The sequence below is a fragment of the Streptomyces sp. T39 genome, from assembly GCF_008042045.1.
In the GTDB taxonomy this organism is placed as follows: domain Bacteria; phylum Actinomycetota; class Actinomycetes; order Streptomycetales; family Streptomycetaceae; genus Streptomyces.
On record NZ_RDBP01000041.1, the window covers coordinates 48606 to 68581 of the forward strand.

General features: G+C 73.7%; 12 protein-coding genes. 7 read left to right on the forward strand and 5 right to left on the reverse strand.

All coding sequences use genetic code 11. From position 1 onward, the window contains the following. Nucleotides 1-94: 94 nt before the first annotated feature. On the forward strand, nt 95-2422 hold the full coding sequence (locus tag EAO77_RS28665; protein WP_147991240.1) for a glycosyl hydrolase family 95 catalytic domain-containing protein: 2328 nt from the start codon (nt 95-97) through the stop codon (nt 2420-2422). Here the strand turns inward: EAO77_RS28665 and EAO77_RS28670 are convergent. The 3 genes from EAO77_RS28670 to EAO77_RS28680 form a co-directional block, all read right to left on the reverse strand. Continuing rightward, nucleotides 2398-4629, reverse strand: coding sequence for a terpene synthase family protein (locus EAO77_RS28670; protein WP_147991241.1), 2232 nt, complete (start codon nt 4627-4629; stop codon nt 2398-2400). The genes EAO77_RS28665 and EAO77_RS28670 overlap by 25 nt on opposite strands. A 189-nt stretch (nt 4630-4818) precedes the next feature. Next, entirely contained in the window at nt 4819-6792 is a 1974-nt protein-coding gene (locus EAO77_RS28675) for an N-acetylmuramoyl-L-alanine amidase (protein ID WP_147991242.1), read from the reverse strand. Nucleotides 6793-7157: 365 nt separating this feature from the next. Then, complete coding sequence (locus EAO77_RS28680; RefSeq protein WP_147991243.1) at nt 7158-8282, reverse strand: aminoglycoside phosphotransferase family protein; 1125 nt, start codon at nt 8280-8282, stop codon at nt 7158-7160. A 235-nt stretch (nt 8283-8517) separates the two neighbouring features. On the opposite strand from EAO77_RS28680, the gene EAO77_RS28685 reads away from it, so the two are divergent. Then, a complete protein-coding gene (locus EAO77_RS28685) occupies nt 8518-10011 on the forward strand; it encodes a hypothetical protein (RefSeq protein ID WP_147991244.1) in 1494 nt (497 codons plus the stop codon). Nucleotides 10012-10158: 147 nt separating this feature from the next. Here the strand turns inward: EAO77_RS28685 and EAO77_RS28690 are convergent, their stop codons facing one another. Further along, nucleotides 10159-11580 (reverse strand): PP2C family protein-serine/threonine phosphatase, encoded by a 1422-nt coding sequence (locus EAO77_RS28690; RefSeq protein WP_147991245.1) that lies wholly within the window; start codon nt 11578-11580, stop codon nt 10159-10161. Nucleotides 11581-11833: 253 nt separating this feature from the next. Here EAO77_RS28690 and EAO77_RS28695 point away from each other — a divergent pair, with 253 nt between their 5' ends. Continuing rightward, on the forward strand, nt 11834-12367 hold the full coding sequence (locus EAO77_RS28695) for a GNAT family N-acetyltransferase (protein WP_147991246.1): 534 nt from the start codon (nt 11834-11836) through the stop codon (nt 12365-12367). Nucleotides 12368-12425: 58 nt separating this feature from the next. Next, nucleotides 12426-14546 carry an NAD-dependent DNA ligase LigA gene (gene ligA / locus EAO77_RS28700; RefSeq protein WP_147991247.1) on the forward strand — a complete coding sequence of 707 codons (2121 nt, stop codon included), beginning with the start codon at nt 12426-12428 and terminating at the stop codon, nt 14544-14546. A gap of 75 nt (nt 14547-14621) precedes the next feature. Here the strand turns inward: ligA and EAO77_RS28705 are convergent, their stop codons facing one another. Then, entirely contained in the window at nt 14622-17243 is a 2622-nt protein-coding gene (locus tag EAO77_RS28705) for a GNAT family N-acetyltransferase (protein WP_147991248.1), read from the reverse strand. 124 nt (nt 17244-17367) lie between these two features. Here EAO77_RS28705 and EAO77_RS28710 point away from each other — a divergent pair, with 124 nt between their 5' ends. The 3 genes from EAO77_RS28710 to EAO77_RS28720 all read left to right on the forward strand — a co-directional run bounded on the left by EAO77_RS28710 (nt 17368) and on the right by EAO77_RS28720 (nt 19968). Then, nucleotides 17368-18090: a siderophore-interacting protein gene (locus tag EAO77_RS28710; protein ID WP_147991249.1), complete on the forward strand. Its 723-nt coding sequence runs from the start codon at nt 17368-17370 to the stop codon at nt 18088-18090. Nucleotides 18091-18248: 158 nt separating this feature from the next. Beyond that, the gene (locus tag EAO77_RS28715; RefSeq protein WP_147991250.1) at nt 18249-18794 is read left to right on the forward strand and encodes a GNAT family N-acetyltransferase; all 546 of its coding nucleotides are present in this window, start codon (nt 18249-18251) and stop codon (nt 18792-18794) included. A gap of 73 nt (nt 18795-18867) precedes the next feature. Continuing rightward, nucleotides 18868-19968 (forward strand): class I SAM-dependent methyltransferase, encoded by a 1101-nt coding sequence (locus EAO77_RS28720; RefSeq protein WP_147991251.1) that lies wholly within the window; start codon nt 18868-18870, stop codon nt 19966-19968. The last annotated feature ends 8 nt before the right edge of the window (nt 19969-19976 follow it).

The following is a 19976-nucleotide window of genomic DNA, read 5'->3' on the forward strand; positions in this document are numbered from 1 at the left end:
GTGCCCCCGGGCAGTTTTCGTTTGCGTCTTGCCAAGGCATTCATCGGACCTCTAGCGTCGAGGTCATGACTCCAGGATCGCCGGTGGTGTCGGCATGACGGCGGCAGAAAGTGCAACGGCCCCGGATGGGCAGGGGATTCGGGACTGGTCCCGCCCTGCGTCCGCCGGTGACACATCCGATGAATCGCTCCTCTGGTACCGAAGTCCCGCCGACGACTGGGAACGCGAGTCACTGCCCGTCGGCAACGGCGCCCTCGGCGCGAGCGTGTACGGGACGCTCCCGGCCGAACGCCTCACGCTCAACGAGAAGTCGCTGTGGACCGGCGGACCCGGCTCCGCGGAGGGCTACGACCACGGCAACGGGGCCGCTCCGGGGCCGGGTGCCCTGGCCGCCGTGCAGGCACGTCTGGAGAGCGAGGGGACGCTCCCGCCCGCCGCCGTCGCCGCCGCGCTCGGCCGGCCGAGACGCGGCTACGGCGCCTACCAGGTCCTCGGAGACCTTCTCTTCACGGTGCCCGGCGCCCCGGCCGCCCCCGACGCCTCGTACCGACGCACCCTCGACCTCGCCACCGCCCTGGCCGGCGTCACCTACACCCACCAAGGCGTCACCCGGACACGGGAGTTCTTCGCCTCCTGGCCCGCCCGGGTGATCGCGGGCCGCTTCCACGCGGACCGCCCGGGCAGCACCGGCTTCACCCTGAGCCACACCTCGCCCCACGACGACCGGACGGTCACCGCCGACGGCGACCGGCTCACCGTGCGCGGCAGGCTCGCCGACAACGGCCTGTGCTTCGAGGCCCAAGTCCGGGTGATCGCCCAGGGCGGCACCGTGACGGCGGGCCCCGACGGCACGATCACCGTGACCGGGGCGGACAGCGCCCACTTCGTCCTCGCCGCCGGAACCGACTACGCCGACACCTACCCGTCGTACCGGGGCCCCGACCCCCACGCGGGCGTGACCGCGGCCGTCGACGCCGCCGCGGCGCTGCCCTACGAACGGCTGCGGGCCGACCATGTGGCCGACCACAGCGCCCTGTTCGGCCGGGTCTCGCTCGACATCGGACAGCGGCTCCCGGACCGGCCCACCGACGAACTGCTGGCCGGCTACACCGGTGAGGCGGGCCCGGCCGACCGCGCACTGGAGGCCCTCTGCTTCCAGTACGGCCGCTACCTGCTCATCGCCTCCTCACGCACCGGCTCCCTGCCCGCCAACCTTCAGGGCGTGTGGAACGACTCGGTCGCCCCGCCCTGGGCCGGCGACTACCACGTCAACATCAACCTCCAGATGAACTACTGGCCGGCCGAGGTCACCGCGCTCCCCGAGACGACCCCTCCGTACGACCGCTTCGTCGAAGCCCTGCGCGCCCCGGGCCGGGTCACCGCACGTGAGATGTTCGGCGCCCCGGGCTGGGTCGTGCACGACGAGACCAATCCGTACGGCTTCACCGGCGTCCACGACTGGTCCACCGCCTTCTGGTTCCCCGAGGCCGCCGCCTGGCTCACCCAGCAGCTCTACGAGCACGTCCGCTTCTCCGGCTCCACCGCCTACCTCCGTGACACCGCGTACCCCGTCATGAAGGAGGCCGCCGAGTTCTGGCTCGCCGCCCTGCGCACCGACCCGCGCGACGGCACCCTCGTGGTCACCCCCGGCTACTCGCCCGAGCACGGAGACTTCACCGCGGGCCCCGCCATGTCGCAGCAGATCGTCCACGACCTGTTCACCAACACCCTGGAGGCCTCCCGCACCCTCGGCGACGACCCCGGCTTCCGCCGCCGTCTGAAGGACGCGCTGGACCGGCTCGACCCCGGGCTGCGCATCGGCTCGTGGGGCCAGCTCCAGGAGTGGAAGGCCGACCTCGACAGCCCGGACGACACCCACCGGCACGTGTCCCACCTCTTCGCGCTCCACCCAGGGCGGCAGATCGCCCCGGGCAGCCGCTGGGCCGAGGCCGCCAGGGTCTCCCTGACGGCACGCGGCGACGGCGGGACCGGCTGGTCCAAGGCATGGCGGATCAACCTCTGGGCCCGGCTCCACGACGGCGACCGCGCCCACGCGATGCTCCGCGAGCAGCTGCGCCGCTCCACCCTGCCGAATCTCTGGGACAGCCATCCGCCCTTCCAGCTCGACGGCAACTTCGGCGCCACCGCCGGGATCGCGGAGATGCTCGTCCAGAGCCACCACGGTGTGATCGAGATCCTTCCGGCCCTGCCCGCCGCGTGGCCCGAGGGCGAGGTGCGCGGACTGCGGGCGCGCGGCGGCGCGAGTCTCGACGTCGCCTGGTCCGCCGGTGCGGCCCGCCGGGTCGTGCTGAGGGCGGAGCACAGCGGCACCCTGACCGTGCGCTCCACGCTCTTCGCCTCGGGAGAAAGGGAGTTCGCCGTCCGCGCCGGCGGCAGCTACACGCTGACCCCCGGCCGCTGAGCCCGCGCGGGCCACCGCATCGTCGCCGTGCCGATCCCCGCGGGGGTGCCCAGCCGCCACGGGACCGCGCCGCCCCGCAGGTCCTCCTCCCGGTAACGCCGCACGTTGCGGTGCCAGTGGAGGATGCCCGCCAGCCAGTCCTCCAGTTCGTGCACGTACGCGCCCAGCGCCGTCCTCGCCCGGTCGTCCACCCCGAGGTCGTCGCACAGGAGCGGCAGCTCGTGCTCCTTCACGTGCAGGAACTCCCGCAGCCGCGAGTCCATGAGGCCCGCGGTCATCGCGGCGGCCGTCGGGTAGTCGCAGTCGAAGAACGTCTGCACCACGAGGACCGCGTTGTGGACCTCGCCCTCGTACTCGATCTCCTTCTGGTACGAGAAGAGGTCGTTGAGCAGGCAGGCGTAGTCCATGGCCGCGTGCTCCAGGCTCAGCAGCACCCCGCTCGACCGGGCCTCCGGCGGCAGCCCGTCCCCGTGCCGCAGCCGCGCGAGGCCGATCGTCAGATCCGAACCGAACGTCAGACGCCGCATCTCGATGTAGTCCACCGGGTCGGGCACCCGGTGCTGCGCCATGTTGTGCAGCTCCCACAGCCAGCTGTCCAGCATCACGGCGACCGAGTGCCGCAACGACGCGCGTGCGGCGGCCGTCATCGGACCCGCCGTGCGCGCCCACAGGTCGGCGAGGCCGCGCTCCATCGGGGTGACGGCACCCGCCGCGGCCGCGGCCGGGTCGTCGAGCGGCATGCATGCCTTCAGCCGCTCGGTCGCCGCCTTCGCCCCGGCGAGGTCCCGGGTGCGCCCGTAGGCGATCGGGTACAGGTCGTCGCCGTACGTCCCCCAGGTCAGCCACTCGGCGCTGAGTTCCAGCTCCTCACGGGTGGCGTCCGGATCCAGTCCGGCCGAGCAGAGGGCGAGGTCGAACCCGGTGGCCTTCGCCTCGTCCCAGATGTCGTTCAGCAGGCCCATCCGTCCCGCCCACGCGACGGACCGGACGCGGGCGTACTCCAGATGAGGGTTGAGCGACAGCGGGAACGGCAGGTCGAACTCCGGGAGCAGCGACGGGCCCACCGGCCGCGGCCGGTGGGTGAGCGTGCGCAGCCGCGCCTCGGCCGGGCGGCCGAACAGCGTGCGGATGTCGAGCGCGGACGTCCCGAATCCCGCGAGCCCCGGCACCCGCCCGCCGAGGGACGTCCCGAACGGGGCCGACGTCCCCGTCGTCAGACCCTCGTTCATGTAGCGGCTGGAGCGCATGTGCCACTCGTGACCGCCGGACTGCCAGTCCTGGAGGCCCTTGGTGTACGCGGCGACCGCCGCGCACTCGTCCGGGCCGAGCGCCTCCTCCGCGCACAGGGCCGGAACCTCGGTCAGGGCGGTGTTCTCGAACTGCTGGACGCGTGAGGTCAGCAGATCGTTGACCGCCTCCGCCGCCTGCTGGGTGGTGCAGCCGAGGAACGTCTCCAGCACCAGGACGCCGTTGCTGTTCTCGCCCTCGTCCTCGACCTCGCGCTGGTACGAGAACAGGTCGTTGCGCAGGTGCACGGCGTCGGAGAAGGTGTCGCGCAGCACCCGCAGCGGCCGGGAGCTGGCGACCCGGGCGGGGACCTCCGCGCCCGCCGCGTACTCCACCAGGCCGGCCGACCACGGCGCCCCGCCGACCTTGCGCCGCATCTCGATGTACTCCACGGGGTTGGCGATCCGCCCCTCGTCGATGTTGGACAGCTCCCACATCGACTCGTTGAGCAGATTCCGCGTCGCCTCGGCGAACCGGGCACGCCAGGCGGGGGACATGGCCGGAACCGTGCGCGTCCACAGGTCCGCCAGGCCCGCCTCCACCGGATTGACCGGCTCGGGCATCGCCGCCGTGCCGTCCATCGGCATGAACGCCGGCAGCCGCTCCAGGTAGGCCCGGCCTCCCGCCCGGTCCTGGGTGCGCTTGAACGTCTCCAGGAAGTGGTCGTCGAAGAAGAAGACCCACACGTACCAGTCGGTGACCAGGCTCAGCGTCGCGGCGTCGCAGTCGGGGTGGGTGTACGCGCACAGCAGCGCGTAGTCGTGCGACGCGAGGTCGCTCTCCTCCCAGACGCCGGACCCCTCCAGCATTCCCATCCGCCGGGCCCAGCCCGTGGTGTGCCGCCGGGCCTCCTCTGTGTGCGGATTGAGCCGTGCCGGATACGGGACGTAGAAATCCGGCAGTACGAAGGGCTGTGCCATGTGGGATACGGGCCTTTCCCCGGTCGCCGCGCGCGGCGGCGCGGACTGTACGTGGTCGGCCCAGCACTACCCCTCCCCGGATGGGTGCACGCACCCGGACGAATAGTCATACAAGCACGCTCCGGGCGTGCGGGCGGGGTGCCACCGGACCCCCACGGCCGGTGGCACCCCGCGGTCCCCGGGCGTCCTCTAGCGCCGCACCACCCGCACGTCGGAGGCCTTCACGAACGCCACCCGGTGCCCGAACTGGATCTGGTGGTACTCCTCCTGTCCGCGCACCACCCGGTGGACGGAGGTGTCGAACGTCGGTGCGTACAGGTACTCGCCCGGCGTCCTGTCACCGGCCACGTACCGCTGACCCGCCCCGAGCGTGTACGGCAGCGGGGAGACCGCCTGGACCGGCACACCGGCCGGATAGGCCGACGCCTCCGGGTACGCCCGCCCGTACACCGGCACCCGGTCGAGCCCCTCCCGGGGCGTCACCAGCGTCCCGCGCGAAGGAACCGCGGTGGGCCGGGTGCGCGGATCGTGGAACCACGCCTTCTGCCCCAGGTACCAGATCGCCGTCCAGTCGCCGCGGCGCTCCGCCACCGCGTACTGCTGTCCCGTCGAGGCCCGCGCCCCCGTGTCGTTCACCCCGGTCGTCGACTCCGCGCCGTCCGGGCGCAGGCCGGCATCCTTCACCAGCGGGGTGTCCTCGCCCGGCCCGGTGTGCAGGCGCACCGCACCGGACCCGTGCGGGGCGCAGGCCTCACCGGCCCGCACACAGCCCGTGTAGAGCGGCCGGTGCGCGTCGTACGCGGGCCGGACCGTGACCACGGGGCTGTCCGGACCTGCGGACGGGGTCAGCGGCCTGCCCAGCAGCCGGAAGTAGTGCGCCCAGTCCCAGTAGGGCCCCGGGTCCGTGTGCATCCCGCGGATCGTGGTGGTCGTGGTGCCCGGCACGTTGTCGTGGCCGATGACGTGCTGCCGGTCCAGCGGGATGTCGAAGCGGTGCGCGAGGTAGCGCACCAGCCGGGCCGACGTGCGGTACATCGCCTCCGTGTACCAGGCGTCCGGGGCGACCAGGAACCCCTCGTGCTCCAGGCCCACCGACTTGGCGTTGACGTACCAGTTCCCCGCGTGCCAGGCGACGTCCTTCAGCGGCACATGCTGCGCGATGTGCCCGTCGGACGACCGCAGGGAGTACTGCCAGGACACGTACTCGGGGTTCTGCACCAGCTGGAGCGTGGTGTCCCAGGTGGCCTCCGTGTCGTGCACCACGATGTACTCGATCGACTGCGACCGCGGCCGGTCCCCCTTGTCGTGATTGCCGTAGTCGCCCTCCCCGAACTCCTCGTAGGGCGCCGGGATCCACTCGCACGCCACCGTCGGCGGGCACTCGGTCCGCGAGGCGTCCGCGGTCCGCAGGCCGAGAGCCGCGGCCTGCGTCCGGTCGGGCGCCGTGCCGGGCGCCGCGTCGAGCACCATCCGCTGCCCGCCGTCGGTCGTCCGCGCCTCACCCGTGCGGATCACGTCGAAGACGTCGTCGGCGTAGACCGAGGCCGTCGCCGTGTCGTCGGCACCCGAGAAGCGCGCGACGGCCCCGTACCAGGCACCGGGATCCGTGCTCAGGGGCAGCCCCAGCCGCTTCTGCGCGTCGGCCAGCAGCGCGGCCCCGCCGCGCACATTGGCCGACACGCTCTCCCGCAGCTCCCCGGCCGGGATGCCCGACACGGCGGCCGCCCGCTCCAGCGTCCGCAGCCGCGCGGGCAGCCGGGCCGGGTCGGGCAGCGCGGTGCCGGTGACGCTGCGCACCGGGCGCGCCGAGTCGCCGCGGGCGTCCTCCTCGCCGTGCGTGTGGTGCGGGGCCTCGGCCAGCGCGGTCCGGGCGTCCGTCAGATGCATCGGGCCGTAGCCGCCCGTGACACTGGCGGCGCCGCCGTGTCCGTCCCAGCGGGACTGGAGGTAGGACACACCGAGCAGCACGCTCTGCGGCACGCCGTACTCGTCGGCGGCCTCGGCGAACGCCCGCTGCAGCGCGGTCGGCGACGCGGAGGCACCGGCCGTCGCGGCGGGCCCCGAGGAGAGCAGCGGCAGCAGCAGGGCGGAGACGGCGGCGGCCGCGCCGGCCGTCCGTGCGTGCCGGGGACGGTCGGGACGTGCGGGGGCGGATCCTTGCAATGCAGCCTCCAGGGACGGATGGTGCGCGGCCGGACCCGTACAGGGGTAGCGGCTCGCGGACGATCCGTCAATCAGGCTCCACAGCGGGAACTGCGCACGTCAGCACCGGTTCGGACGGGGCGTCAGGGCCACTTTCCGAGCGGCGGGCCACCGGCCTGCGGTGCGTCACTGGCGTGGACCAATGGCCCCGCCGGGCACCTGGGCCGCTCCCGCCACGAAAGCCGTGCGCCGCGACGCCCACGCGCCGGCGCGCCATGCGTCCGGTGTGTCGGCACCGGACGCACGGCGCGCCCAGGGCCTCTCGTCCGGATCCCGGCGGGTTGCGCGTGCCCGGTCCGGACGGGAGGCCCTGCCCTCCTGGGCCGTCAGCGGGTGCCGACCGCCGCGCGCACCGCCCTGCGGGCGAGCGCGCAGTCGTCGTGCAGCCGCCGCAGCAGCAGCCGCTGCTCCTCCCCGGCGGCCATCCCGGCGGCCGGGGGCTGGGCGGCGGTCACCGGGGACGCCTCCCGCATGGTGCGCTGGACGGCCGTCTCGTACGTCCGGATCTCCCGCGTCAGCACCAGCATCAGGTTCACCAGGAAGGCGTCCCGCGCCGCGGTGCCCTGCTGCTGCGCCAGCTGGCTGATCTGACGGCGCGCCATGGGCGCGTCCCCGAGGACGGACCAGAGCGTCGCCAGGTCGTACCCGGGCAGATACCAGCCGGCGTGCTCCCAGTCGACGAGCACGGGGCCGGTGGGGGAGAGCAGCATGTTGGACAGCAGCGCGTCGCCGTGGCAGAACTGCGCCATCCCCTGGCGTCCGCCCGCCTGGGCGACGCCGTGCAGCAGCTTCTGGAGGTCGCCGAGGTCACGGTCCGTGAAGAGACCGAGCTCGTGATACCGCGAGATCCGCGAGCCGTAGTCGAGCGGGGCGTCGAACATCCCGGCGGGCGGACGCCAGGAGTTGAGCCGGACGACCGCTCCCAGTACCGCGCGCAGGTCCGCGCGGGGCGGCGCCTCCACCGGGTGCCGGGTCAGGGCCGCGGGACGGCCGGGCATCCGCTCGATGACCAGGGTGCAGTTCTCCGGGTCCGCGGCGATCAGCCGCGGGGCCCGGACCGGCGGCCGGTGCCGCACGAACGCACGGTAGGAAGCTATTTCGTGCCTCAGCCGCTCGGCCCACGCCGGCGAGTGGTCCAGTAAGCACTTGGCCACCGCCGTCGTGCGCCCGGTCGTCCCCACGATCAGCACGGACCGTCCGCTGCGGCGCAGCACCTGCACCGGATGGAACTCCGGACAGATCCGGTGCACCGACGCGACGGCCTTGCGCAGCTGGGCGCCCTGGGGGCCGGACAAGTCGATCCTCCCGCTGAGGGGCTGTCCCATGGGGCCGGCGGGCCTGCGGGCCCGGCCGGTCTGCGCGGGGACGGGATACGGTCCGGAGCCTGCCGGGACGACGGTGCGCTGCTGGAGCCGGGAGGGGGCGGACACGGAGGACGATGCTGTGTACATGGGAGATACAGATCCCTTCGTGCGCCGACAGGTTGCGTGCGCGCCCCGCCCCATATGCCAGAGGCAGCACCCTGGGGAATGTGCCCCGGCGGACGGGGCGGGGTGGCGCATTCCTACCTGACACCCCGGCGCGGGTGGCACACCATCTGGCGGACCCTGGCGAACCCTGGCGAATAGTCGCCACCCCCATCACGGGCCGTTACTGTCAACTCAGCCGAGAACCTGGGGGCTTGACGTGAGCGGTGAACCCAACACCCGCCTGAGCGACCTGTTCGGCCTGGCCGGCTGGTCCAAGGGCGAACTCGCGAGACTCGTGAACCGGCAGGCGGCCGCCATGGGGCATCCGCAGCTGGCGACCGACACCTCGCGCGTACGGCGCTGGATCGACATGGGGGAGTCCCCCCGGGATCCGGTGCCCAAGGTGCTGGCGGCACTGTTCACCGAGCGGCTCGGTCGTGTCGTGACCATCGAGGACCTCGGGTTCGCACGGAGCGGACGAACAGGCAGGCGGCGGGACGTACAGGGCGGCAGTGACAACCCTGACGGACTGCCGTGGGCGCCCGACCGTACGGCTGCGGTCCTCACCGAATTCACGGGAATGGACCTCATGCTCAACCGACGCGGCCTGGTGGGCGCGGGCGCGGCACTCGCCGCGGGCTCCGCGCTCAGCAGCGCCATGCACGACTGGCTCGGGAGCGACCCCGCCACCCGGCCCCCCACCCGCAGCTCCGACCTCCTGTACGCCGACTCCGCCGGGTACGACCGCTACGAGGCCGCCCCCATCGGGTCGCAGGAGATCGACGCACTGGAACGCTCCGTCGAGGTGTTCCGCGCCTGGGACGCCGCCCGCGGCGGCGGACTCCAGCGCAAGGCGGTGGTCGGCCAGCTCAACGAAGTGGGCGGCATGCTCGCCTACCGCCACCCCGACCATCTCCAGCGGCGGCTGTGGGGCGTCGCCGCCAACCTGGCCGTCCTCGCGGGCTGGATGTCCCACGACGTCGGCCTCGAACCCACCGCCCAGAAGTACTTCGTCATCGCGGCGCACGCCGCGCGCGAGGGCGGCGACCGGCCCCGCGCCGGCGAGGCGCTGTCCAGGGCGGCGCGCCAGATGGTCCACCTGGGCCGCCCGGACGACGCCCTGGACCTGATGAAGCTCGCCAGGACCGGCTCCGGCGAGCAGATCCTGCCGCGCACACAGGCGATGCTGCACACCATCGAGGCATGGGCGCAGGCGGCGATGGGCCACGGCCAGGCCATGCGCCGGACCCTCGGCGAGGCGGAGGAGCTGTTCGTCTCCGACAAGTCCGACGTCCCGCCGCCCAGTTGGATGCAGCTGTTCGACGAGGCGGACCTGCACGGCATGCAGGCCCTGGCGTACCGCACCCTTGCCGACCACGACCCCTCGGTGGCCGGCATCGCCCAGCAGCACGCCCGGCAGGCGCTGCGGCTGCGCGAGGGCGGACGGCAGCGCTCGAAGATCTTCGACTACATCTCGCTGGCCTCCGCCTGCTTCATCGCGGACGACCCCGAGCAGGCGGACCGCTACGCCCGCCTCGCTCTCGTGTCGATGGGGGAGACCTCGTCGCACCGTACGTGGGACCGGCTGCGGGAGATGTACCGGCTGACCGGGCAGTACGCGGGCTACGCGAAGATCGAGGACCTGCGCGAGGAGATCCAGCTGTCGATGCCGCAGCAGGCGTCGGCGAAGCCCCGCCGTACGGACACCTGAGAGACCCCCGGCGTACGGAGACCCGAGAGGGCGGACGCGAGGCGCGAGGGCGCGCCGCGCGGTGCCCGCTGTGGTCGCCTCGGTGCCTGCCGGTCACGCGGACGAAGGGGTGCGGCGTACTCCCCGCCGGGGAGTGCCGGGCATCCGTCAGCCGGTGACCCGTGCCACCAGTACACAGGCGTCGTCCTCGCGCGCGCCCTGACCGAACTCCTCCACCACGACCCTGACGCACTCCTGTGCGTCCCGGGCCTCGGTGAACCGCGCTGCCAGTGCCGTCAGCCGGTCCGCCGCGTCCTCGTCGGCCGTCGTCCCCGTCAGCCCGTCCGTGTACAGGACGAGCAGATCGCCGGGGCGAAGGGTGACGTCGGCCTCCTCGTAGGCGGCGGCGCTGGTCGCGCCGAGCAGCACGCCGTCCAGTGTCGCCAGCGCACACCCCGCCCCGTCGCGGAACAGCAGGGGGGCGGGGTGGCCCGCCTGGGCCCGGCTCAGCACCCGGGTCGCGGGGTCGTACCGGCAGCACAGCCCGCTGCCCAGGGCCGGCTGGGCGGCCGTGTCCAGCAGATGGTTGAGGTGGGACATGAGCTGCCCCGGGCGGACGCCGGCCACGGCCATGCCGCGCAGCGCGCCCAGCAGCATCGCCATCGAGGAGGTCGCCGTCACACCGTGGCCGGTGAGACCGCCGACACTCAGCAGGGACTCCCCGCCCGGCAGCTGGAGCGCGTCGTACCAGTCGCCGCCGATCAGCGCGCCGTTGGCGGACGGCAGGTAGTGGGCGGCGACGTCCAGGGAGGTGGGGCCGGAGACCGGGAACTGGAGGGAACCGCGCCAGGGCGGCAGGACCGCCTCCTGCATCTCCACGGCGAGCCGGCGCTCGGTCAGCTCGGCGTGCCGGCGCCGCTGGAAGGAGTCCCGGCTGTCGCGCACCGCCCGCTGGCTGCGGCGCAGTTCGCTGACGTCGCGCAGGACGGCCCACATCGACGCGGTGCAGCCGTCCTGGTCGAGGACCGGCTCGCCCATCATGTGCACGGTGCGCAGCCGCCCGTCGGGGCGGACCATGCGGAACTCCTCGTCGATGGGACGCCCGTCGACCAGGCAGTCCGTCACCACGGCGGTGAGCAGTCCCTGGTCCTCCGCGAAGACCAGGGACGGCAGTTCGTCGAGGGACATCGGACCGTCGGCCGGGTCGCGCCCGAGGATCTGGAAGAGCTCGTCGGACCAGCTGACCTCGTCGGTCAGCAGGTTCCACTCGGCGCTGCCGACCCGGCTCAGCAGCGAGCCCGGACGCGCGGCCGCGTCCGCCTCGTGCTCCGCGAGCTCGTCGGCCGGTGCCTCCGCGGCGGGCAGGCCCTCCCGTAGCTGGTCCAGGTGGCTGCCGAGGTCGTCGAGCTGATGCACCGCCAGATCGCACAGCGCCCGCTGCCAGCGGCCCCGGGGATCGTCCGCCGCCACCGCGTCCTGACGCACCGCCTCCAGGTCGCCGCGCAGTCTGCGCGTACGCGTGATCAGGGCGTCCATCGCGCCGCGCTCCGGCGGCTGGGCGGGACGGTCCGCGAACACATGGGACGGCATCTCGAACTCCGATACAGGGCGCGGCCACGGCCAGGTCTCGAACAGGGACCGGATACGACTGTTGCACAGGCGGCGAAGTGCCGTAAGCCATTTGGCAACACTCGATCCGGTGGTGCCTCGGACATATGCCACAGGCTCTCCGGGTGTTCGAGAGCCTGTTCGCACGGGTGGTCGGCCCCCTCGAACGGCCGCGCCGGCCGGGGGCCCTCCCGCCTGGCGGAGCACCGCCCCCCGGTCGGGCAGGATGGGTGCCATGACAGAGATTCTCACCCCCCGCCTGCGGCTGCGCCGCTGGCACGACTCCGACCTCACCGCCCTGGCCGACGTCCACGCCGACCCCCGGGCGATGCACTGGGTCGACGACGGGGCGGTCCTGGACCTCGACCGGACGGCGGGGACGATCGAACGGTGGGAGGACGAGTGGGACGACGAGGGGTTCGGCGTCTTCGCCGTCGAACTGCTCGCCTCCGGCGAAGTGGCCGGCGGTGTCGGCCTGTACGTCCCCGCGTTCCTGCCGGACGCGCGGCACGAGGTGGCGATCGGCTGGCTGCTGGGCTCGCAGTTCTGGGGCCAGGGATACGCCTCCGAGGCCGCGCAGGCCACGCTGGAGTTCGCGCTGCAGGACCGCGGTCTGGAGCGGGTCGTCGCCGTCCTGCGGGTGGGCGACACCGCCTCGGAGAACGTCGCCCGCAAGCTCGGGATGGAGCCGGAGCGCGAGGTGCAGCATCCGGAGTACGGTTTCCCGCTGCAGATCCACGCCATCGACCTCACCGAGTTCCAGGCGTGAGCCACGGCCCGCCACGGTGACCGGGCCCGTTGTCAGTGGGGGGCGGCAGGATGGGGGCATGACGACTTCACCTGCCGTTTCCGCGGCTCCCGCAGCCGAGATCGCCGACGCCGCGGCGTACGCGGAAGCGGTCGCGACCGCCTCCCGCGCCGCCGCCGCGTACTACGCGACGGGCGAGAGCGCCCTCGACGACGACGCCTACGACCGTCTCGCGCGGGGCATCGCCGCCTGGGAGGCGGCCCACCCGGAGGAGGTCGCCGCCGAGTCGCCGACCGGCAAGGTGGCGGGCGGCGCCGCCGTCGGCGACGTGCCGCACACCGTCCCGATGCTCTCCCTGGACAACGTCTTCTCCGCGGAGCAGCTGACCGCCTGGACGGCCTCCCTGGAGCGGCGCATCGGACGAACGGTCGCCCGGTGGAGCGTCGAGCCCAAGCTCGACGGCCTCGCCGTCGCCGCGCGCTACGAGGACGGCCGCCTCACCCGGTTGGTGACCCGGGGCGACGGCACGGCCGGCGAGGACGTCTCGCACGCCGTGGGCACGGTGCTCGGACTCCCCGGCACCCTCGCCGAGGCGGCGACGCTGGAGATACGCGGCGAAGTCCTGATGACGGACGAGCAGTTCGAGCGGGCCAACACCACCCGCACCGCGCACGGCGCCGCCCCTTTCGCCAACCCGCGCAACGGAGCTGCGGGCACCCTGCGGGCCAAGGACCGCGCGTACCGGGTGGAGATGACCTTCTTCGGGTACGGGGCGCTCGCCCTGCCCGGCAGCGCCCCCGACCTCGCCGCCCGTCTGGCCGAACTGCCCCACAGCCAGGTCATGGAGGAGGTCGCCCGGCTGGGCGTGCACACCGCCGCGAGCACGGAGGCCGCACCGAAGACGGTCGGCACGGTCGAGGAGATCCAGGCCAGGATCGAGGAGATCGCCGCGGCGCGGGCCGCGCTGCCGTTCGGCATCGACGGCATCGTCGTCAAGGCGGACCCGGCCGCCGACCAGGCCGAGGCGGGCTCCGGATCGCGCGCGCCCCGGTGGGCCGTCGCCTACAAGCTGCCGGCGGTCGAGAAGGTCACCACCCTCCTCGGCGTCGAGTGGAACGTGGGCCGCACGGGCATCATCGCGCCGCGGGCCGTCCTGGAGCCGGTCGAGATCGACGGCTCGACCGTCACCTACGCCACCCTCCACAACCCGGCCGACATCACCCGGCGCGACCTGCGCATCGGCGACCGGGTCATGGTCTACAAGGCGGGCGACATCATCCCGCGCATCGAGGCGCCGGTCGCGCACCTGCGCACCGGGGCCGAGCGGGCGGTCGAGTTCCCCGAGGTCTGCCCGCAGTGCGGCTCGGGCATCGACACGTCCGAGCAGCGCTGGCGCTGCGAGCGCGGCCGCGACTGCCGGGTGGTGGCCTCCGTCTCCTACGCGGCCGGCCGCGACCAGCTGGACATCGAGGGTCTCGGCGCCACCCGTGTCGTCCAGCTCGTGGACGCCGGGCTGGTGACGGACCTGGCGGACCTCTTCGCGCTCACCCGGGAGCAGTTGCTGACCCTGGAGCGGATGGGCGCCACCAGCACCGACAACCTGCTGGCGGCGATCGAGGACGCGAAGGGACGCCCGCTGTCGCGGGTCTTCTGCGCCCTCGGGGTGCGCGGCACCGGGCGCTCCATGTCCCGCCGCATCGCACGGCACTTCGCGGACATGGCGCACATACGGGCCGCGGACGCCGAGGAGTTGCAGCAGGTGGAGGGCATCGGTGTCGAGAAGGCCCGGATGGTCGTCGACGAACTGGCCGGTCTGGCCCCGCTGATCGACCGGCTGGTCGCCGCCGGTGTGAACATGACCGAGCCGGGGGCCACGCCCCCCGCGCCCGCACCGGCGGACGCCCCCGCGGAGGAGGGCGGGTCCGAACCGGGCGCCGCCGGGCCGCTGGCCGGCATGACGGTCGTGGTCACCGGCGCGATGACCGGCGCCCTGGAGAAGCTCTCCCGCAACCAGATGAACGAACTCGTCGAGCGCGCGGGCGGCAGATCCTCCTCCAGCGTCTCCAAGCGCACCTCGCTCCTGGTCGCCGGCGAGGGCGCGGGCTCGAAGCGCGAGAAGGCGGAGCAGCTGGGCATCCGGATCGCCGCCCCCGACGAGTTCGCCGCGACGGTGGCGGACTTCCTCCCCGCCACGGCCTGAGCCGTCGCACCCGGGGGGCCGGTTCCACGGCCGACCCGCCCCGGCCGGGGCGGGTCGGCGAAGGAGTGCGCCCGCTCAGACGTGTCGCTCGTAGACCTCGCGGGGGAGGAAGGCCAGCAGCGCCCGCTTCTCGGGCTTGTCGATCACCGGGCCGCGCACGAACCCGGAGCGGAGCATCCGCTCGATCGCCTTCTCGTTGCGGGCGTCCGGTTCCACGACGATCCGCAGGTGCTTCTCGTCCCGGAAGCAGTACGCCATCAGCACCTGCATCAGCGCCCAGGTGAAGCCGGGCCGGCTCCCGCCCGCCGCGGGCGCCAGCAGCAGATGGACGCCGAAGTCCCCGGGCTCGACCTGGTAGCACTCGCCGACCGGGTCGGCGTCCGGCTCGTAGGTCTGGAAGAGCGCGGCCGGTTCGTCGTCCAGGAGGACCAGGAAGGCGTGGTGGGTGGAGAGTGTGTCCACGTACTCGTAGATCTCCCGCACCTGCTCGGGGGTGTGGCCGACCATGCCCCAGAAGCGGGCCCGCTCCTCGCTCACCCAGCCGTGGACGACCTCCAGGTCCGCCACCGGATCCAGCGGCAGGACCCGGACGGTGCCGAACCCTTCGGCGTGCTGCTCGTGCACGGCCTTCCGGGGGCGGGCCGCGGGCTCGGTCATCTGCTTCTCCTCGGTCAGGCGGTCCCAGTCGGTGATCACGGGGACGAGTTCTCCGGCCGCCCACAGGGGCAGCTGGTCACGCTGGTGGGGATCGCCCTGGGCGCCGGAGGCGCCGAGGGGGACGATCCACAGGCTGTCCTCGCGGCGCGCCAGGTCCCACACGTACCGGGCCGAGGGGCCGCGTGCGCTGAGGTCGGTGATGCCGGGCACGCTGGAGGTGGACAGCACGCAGTCGAAGTCCCCGGACAGGGCGGGCCAGCCGTTCTCGGGCGGGTCGGGCAGCGCCTGCCAGGGCGCGAGCCGGTGGGTGTCGCCCCAGATCCCGGTGTCGAGGGCGGCGGCCTCCTCGGCCGCCTCGCGGACCACGCGCCGGGTGTCGAGCCCGGGCAGCGCGTCCGGGGCGAGGAGCCGTTCGAGCGCGTAGGCGACGCGCGGCACCAGGGCCAGCCAGGGGCGGAAGACCTCGGGCAGCGAGGGGACGCCGGCCAGGGGCGCGAGGGCGGGCAGGGCGGCCACCTTGCGCACCACGGCCGAGCGGAAGGCCGCGAAGGCGGCGGCCTCCTCGCTGTCGGCGGCCATGTGCCGGTCCCAGGCGAGCAGCCGCTCGCGCAGCCGGACGGCGGCGGGGGAGAGGCCGTCGACGCCGGCGAGGAGGGCGAGCAGCGGTTCGGCCGAACCCAGCCGGGTGTCCGTGTGGACTCCGGCCATGGCGGGGCCCGTCCAGGTGTCGGAGGCGTCCAGGAGTTCGCGGATGCGGGCCGCCCGGTGGCGGGGGGCGAACTCGACGCCGAGCGGGGCGGCGATGCCGCGCTGGTTGGCCATGACGGCGACACCGTCGACGGCCGCGCGCGGCATGGTCTCGTAGGTGCCGGTCCAGGCGTGCCGTGCCTCCCAGGCGGGGACCACCCGGAGCCGGTTGAGGGGGTGACGGCGCGGCACCCGGCCGGCCACCCGGTGGAGCAGACCGCCCTCGGTGTCGGCGGCCTGGACGACGTTGACGGGCTCGACCCAGCGGTCCGTGGCCCGGTCGACGTCCGCGACGGTCCGGGCGCGCAGCAGGGCCGGGAGGGCGTCGAATCCGATGTCGCCGTCGGCGCGGGCCGGGCAGCGCAGGCTGATGGCCTCGCCGCTGTCGGCGTCCCCGGCGACGACCGGGCCGCGTTCGGTCTCCACGACCTCGACCGTGACCGGGTCCTCGCCGGCGACCTCGATCACCTCGGTGTGCACGGCGGCGGGGCGCCAGCCGTCGGGGCCGAGGGCCTCCACGAGCGGTCCCCGTCTTCGCAGGCGCTCCCGGTAGAGGTCCTGGTAGTCGGCCATGGCGTTGGTGATGGCCCAGGCCACCGACCCGGTGTGCCCGAAGTGCGCGATGCCGGGGATGCCGGGCACGGCGAGGCCGACGACGTCGAACTCGGGGCAGGCGAGGCGGATCTGCTGGTAGATGCCCGGGTCCTCGATGAAACGGTGCGGATCGCCGGCGATCAGGGCGGCACCGGACGCGGTGCGGTCGCCGGGTACGAGCCAGCCGTTGCTGCCCGCGGTGCCGGGGCCGTCGGTCGCGAACAGGCCGACGCGGTCGTCGCCGAGGACCCGTGCCACCTCCTCGCGCCACAGCTTGGTGGGGAAGCCGGCGAACAGGATGTGCGTCGACAGCCAGACGGCGATGGGCGTCCACGCCTCCCAACGGCCGGGCGCGACGCCGGCCGCGGCGAACTGGGGCATCCGGGAAGCCCCCGCGGCGAGGCCGTCGTTGACGCCGTCCACGTACCGGGCCATCCAGTCCGCGGTATCGGGGGACAGGGAGGCGTGGCAGCGCCGGGCCGTGTCCTCGATGCGGCACATCCGGGCGAAGCGGTCCCAGGCGAGGGCGTCCGCGCCCAGGAACGAGGCGGAGGTGCCCTGCGCCCGGTGGCGGTCCACCTCAAGCTGCCAGGCCCGGTCGGCAGCGGCGTTGTGCCCCTGGGCGTAGGCGAGTTCCCCGGGGCTGTCGGCCCTGAGGTGCGGGATGCCCCAGGGGTCCCGGAATAGCGCTCTGTTCACACTGAATCCCACTCTTTAGGTTAGGCTGACCTAACTTAAGGCACGGCTGTTCGAGAAACAATTCCGGCCACCGCTCTCCGGCCATGGCCGGCCGCGGCCCGGTACGAGACGCGAGGAGAGCGCAGTGGGGCATGGCTGGGAGGGCGTCGTCCTCAGACTGATGCGCGGCAAGGACTTCACGTTCACCGTCACCGGCGCGGAAGAGGTCACCGACCACTACCGCAGGATCCACTTCACCGACGGCGGGATGCTCGCACGGACCGGGGTCCACCCCACCATGTGGGTGCGCGTCTGGTTCGAGAACGGCGACAAGCCCCACCAGCGGGCCTACACCCTCGTCGACGCCGACCCGCAGGCCGGCACCTTCAGCATGGAGTTCGCCCTGCACGACGGGCTCGCCAGCGCCTGGGCGCGSACGGCCTCGCCGGGTGACACCGTCGAGGCGACGCTCCAGGGCACCGGGTTCAGCGTCCCCGACCCGCTGCCCCCGCACCTCTTCGTCGTCGGCGACCCCGCCTCGCTGCCGGCGATCAACTCCCTGCTCGACGCGGTCCCCGGGACGCCGGCCACCATCTGGTTCGAGACGACGCACGAGAGCGACGAGGACCTTCCGCTGCGCAGCGACCCCGCGCACCACGAGGTCCGCCGCGTCCCGCGCCGTGACGGCGGCGCCCACCTCGTCGAGGAGGTGCGGGCCGCCCTGCCCGCCCTCGCCGCCGGCCACGACGGCGCCTACCTGTGGATCGCCTGCGACACCGCGACGACGCGCAGCCTGAACGCGTTCGCCCGCAAGGAGCTCGCCCTCCCCAAGGAGCGTGTGCACGCCCTCGGTTACTGGCGCGCCTGAGCGCGGCGGCGGCCGGCGCCACCGTGCCGGGGCCGTCCGGCCCCGGCACGGACCCGCCACGCGGGGACGGCCCACGGGCCTTCCGTGCACGCCCGCACGGAAGGCCCGCGGACCGGGACATACGGAGACCGCCACGGGCCGGGCCGCATACTCGAACCATGACAGCGCCCCTGACGCCGGCCGGCCGTGCACGCCACGGCGGCGACGCCGTGCGGATCCGCCGGGCGACCGCGCGCGACGCCCGCCGCCTCACCCGGATCGTGCGCACCTCGGGCGCCTATGCGGGGCACTGGGCGGCGATGGTGGACGGCTACACCGTGGGGCCCGCCTACATCGAGGCGCACCAGGTGTTCGTCGCCGTCGGAGCGGACGAGCGGGTACGGGGCTTCTACGCCCTGGTGCTCTCCCCGCCCGAGCTGGACCTGATGTTCGTCGCCGACGAGGCGCAGGGCCTCGGCATCGGGCGGCTGCTCGTCGGCCATCTCGCCGGGCGGGCCCGTGAGGCCGGTCTGACGGCCGTCCGGATCGTCTCCCACCCGCCGTCGGAGGGCTTCTACCTCGGCATGGGAGCCCGCAGGACCGGCACCGTGCCCGCCGCGCCGCCCGCGGTGCGCTGGGACAGGCCGGAGCTGGAACTCCCCGTCCTGCGACCGGAGGCGCCGCCCCGGCGCCCGGGGGAAGGCCCCTCGGGGTGGAGCGCGTGATACCGGCGTAGGGTGACAAAAGGAGCGGGCCGGCTCCGCCGGCGCGTCATCCGCCCGGTGGAGAGGAGCGGCCATGTCGAGCCCCGGTACGCAGACCGGCCCCGGTACACGGACCGGCACCCCGGACCCCGTGCGGCAGGAGGCGTTCGCCGGTGAGGTCGTCGATGTCCTGAACAAGGGCGCGCTCGCCCTGCTGGTCAGCGTCGGCCACCAGACGGGACTGTTCGAGACCATGGCGGCGCTGCCGGCGTCGACCTCCGCGGACATCGCCGCGGCGGCGGATCTCGACGAGCGTTACGTCCGCGAGTGGCTGGGCGGGATGGTCGTCGGCGGCTTCCTGGAGTACGAGCCGCAGGGGCGGACCTACCGGCTGCCGCCCGAGCACGCCGCCTCGCTGGTCGCGGCCGCCGGCCCGGACAACCTCGCCGGGATGATGCAGTACATCGCGCTGATGGGCGAGGTGGAGCAGCAGGTCGTGCGGTCCTTCCGGCAGGGCGGCGGTGTGCCCTACTCCGCGTACCCGCGCTTCCAGGCACTCCAGGCGGAGGAGACCGCGCGGGTCTACGACCGGGGCCTCGTCGACACGATCGTGCCGCTCGTCCCCGGCCTGACGGGGCGCCTCCGCTCGGGGATCGACGTCCTCGACGTGGGCACCGGGCAGGGCCACGCACCGGTCGTGCTGGGCCGGGCGTTCCCCGCCAGCACCTTCCGCGGCCTCGACCAGTCGGAGAGCGGCGTCGAGGCGGGCCGTGCGGAGGCGGCGGCCCGCGGGCTGGCGAACGTCACCTACGCCCTCGGCGACTCCACGGAGATCACCGGCACCTACGACCTCGTCACGGCCTTCGACGTGATCCACGATCTTGCGAAGCCGGCCCGGACGCTCGCCGTCGTCGCCAGGTCGCTGCGCCGGGGCGGTGTGTTCCTGATGGGCGACATCGACGCCTCCAGCGACCTGGAGGACAACACCGGACACCCCTTCGGGCCCGCGCTCTACGGTTTCAGCGTCTTCTACTGCATGACGACGTCGCTCGGCGTCGGCGGCGCCGGACTCGGCACGCTCTGGGGCCGGCAGACCGCGCTGCGAATGCTGGAGGAGGCGGGCTTCGGCCATGTCGACGTCCGCACCGTCGAGGACGATCCGCTGAACGTCTACTACATCGCGACCACGGAGTGAGGAAGCGT